Origin of the sequence: Microbacterium sp. BF1 (assembly GCF_019279095.1) — a bacterium.
Taxonomy (GTDB): domain Bacteria; phylum Actinomycetota; class Actinomycetes; order Actinomycetales; family Microbacteriaceae; genus Microbacterium; species Microbacterium maritypicum.
On the sequence record NZ_JAGYWT010000556.1, the window covers coordinates 1 to 1,555 of the forward strand.

The window sequence follows — 1,555 nt, forward strand, 5'->3', positions numbered from 1 at the left end:
CGTTGAAGATGATCGCGCTGGTCACCGCGGAAGCCGGCGAATGCAGCTGCATGATGTTGAGCGCCGCCAGTCCGGGGAAGACTCCCATGAACATCGCGGGGATGATCGCGAAGTACTTCGCGATCATGGCCTTCGCCCGTCTGCGTGATGTCGCCGACGGCGTCCGCGCAGTGGAACCCTCAGCCTCCTGGATCTCTGCCGGGATGACCGGAGACTTCGTCGAGGCGATCGCCGCCGGCGCGACACACCTGCGGATCGGCTCCGCAATCACCGGCCCCCGACCAGACCGGGGTTAACCTGTGAAAAGACCAGCCCGACACGTTCGAACCGGAGGACACGATGGGTAACCCGCTGAAGAAGACCATGGTGTATCTCGGCCTCGCCGATGAAGAAGAGGTCTACGAGGAGGAGACGCAGGCACCCGCCCGCGCTCACCGCGAACGTGACCGTGACCGCGAGGAGCCGGCACCGGCCCCCGTCACGCCGCTTCGTCGCCCCGTCGCCGTCCGCCAGCCGTCTGCAGGAGCCGTGAACGAGATTCTCACCGTCCACCCGAAGCAGTACCGCGACGCCCAGCTGATCGCGGAGAGCTTCCGCGAGGGCGTCCCGGTCATCATCAACCTCTCCCAGATGAGCGACGCCGACGCGCGTCGCCTCATCGATTTCGCGAGCGGGCTCTCTCTCGGTCTCTACGGCCGTATCGAACGCGTGACCTCGAAGGTGTTCCTGCTGTCGCCGGAGAACATCGCCGTCTCGGGTCACGGGGGCATCGCACACGCAGACGCCGAGTCTGCGGGCTTCGACCAGTCGTAGCCCGTGCAGCTGGTCTCCGTTTTTGCGAGCATCGTCCATCTGGTGCTCCTCCTGTACGTCTTCGTGCTTTTCGCGCGCCTGATCCTGGACTACATCCCGATGTTCAATCGGGAGTGGCGTCCCAAGGGTTTCGGATTGGTGGCTGCCGAGGCGGTCTACACGCTCACCGATCCGCCCATCCGGTTCTTCCGGCGGATCATCCCGCCGCTGCGGATCGGTTCGCTCTCTCTTGATTTCGGGTTCACGCTCACCCTTCTGATCGTTCTGATTCTGATGAACGTCGTCGGGCTGTTCATCCGCTGAAATCCAGGCGTGTCTCCCGATCGGACCTCGACCACTTCGCCCACTCTGGGTGTCGTGACATCGCGGCGCCAATGCGCGGGGGCTATGCTGGCACCCAGGTGCGCGCCCCGGGTTCGCGCCACATCACGACCACGCCATACATCGATACTGGCAATCGAACTCATCGAAAGAGGAGCCACCCATGGCACTTACCCCGGATGACGTCGTCACCAAGCAGTTCCAGCACGTCCGCTTCAAGGACGGCTTCGACCCGGACGAGGTCGACGACTTCCTCGACGAGATCGTCATCGAGTGGCGCAAGGCCCTCGAGGAGAACGTCGAGCTGAAGGCCAAGCTGGCCGCATACGAGTCCGGTGCTGCTCCTGAAGCCGCCGCTCCCGCTGCCGCCGCCCCTGTCGCCGAGGTTCCTGCGGAGCCCGCTCCGACCGGCTCCGCCACC

At 64.7% G+C, this 1,555-nt stretch carries 3 protein-coding genes and 1 pseudogene; all 4 read left to right on the plus strand.

Translation table 11 applies throughout. From position 1 onward, the window contains the following. Positions 1-128: 128 nt before the first annotated feature. Positions 129-296, plus strand: a pseudogene (locus KZA10_RS18290) (YggS family pyridoxal phosphate-dependent enzyme); the annotation flags it as partial. Between the two features lie 43 nt (positions 297-339). Further along, positions 340-813, plus strand: coding sequence for a cell division protein SepF (locus tag KZA10_RS14760; protein WP_017830233.1), 474 nt, complete (start codon positions 340-342; stop codon positions 811-813). Positions 814-816: 3 nt separating this feature from the next. Further along, positions 817-1,116 (plus strand): YggT family protein, encoded by a 300-nt coding sequence (locus tag KZA10_RS14765; RefSeq protein WP_141386191.1) that lies wholly within the window; start codon positions 817-819, stop codon positions 1,114-1,116. A 181-nt stretch (positions 1,117-1,297) separates the two neighbouring features. After that, on the plus strand, positions 1,298-1,555 hold a 258-nt coding region (locus KZA10_RS14770), incomplete at its 3' end, for a DivIVA domain-containing protein (protein WP_218683260.1).